The sequence below is a fragment of the Frankia sp. Mgl5 genome (assembly GCF_023242985.1).
Taxonomy (GTDB): Bacteria; Actinomycetota; Actinomycetes; order Frankiales; family Frankiaceae; genus Parafrankia; species Parafrankia soli.
In genome coordinates this window covers 1-335 of record NZ_JALKFY010000571.1, presented here as the reverse complement: position 1 = coordinate 335, position 335 = coordinate 1, and the positions used below count along the sequence as shown (strand labels likewise).

1 protein-coding gene is annotated in these 335 nt (G+C 56.4%); it reads left to right on the top strand.

All coding sequences use genetic code 11. The annotated features are described in order from the left end of the window. The coding region (locus MXD62_RS10680) for a CocE/NonD family hydrolase (RefSeq protein WP_248829153.1) at positions 1-335 on the top strand (335 nt) is incomplete at both ends.

Below are 335 nucleotides of genomic sequence, written 5' to 3'. Positions count from 1 at the left end.
GGGGACGATGGGTGGCTCTTATCTGGCGCGCGACCAATGGCTTGCGGCAGTAACCCAACCGCCTCACCTGAAGGCGATGATCTGTTCAGTCAGTCCTTCCGATCCGTTTGTCGAATGGCCGACCGGTGTGCCCACGCCGCATCATCTTTGCTGGCTCTACATGACGAGCGGCCGGGTCATGCAAAACGTGGATCTGGTGGACTGGGAGTCGATTTATCACCATCTGCCACTGGCAACCATGGACCAGTTGACCGGGCGCCCTTCGCCGCATTGGCAGGAAGAGATGAAGCATCCCTATCTGGATGAATGGTGGAAAAAAATTAGTTATCAGACCC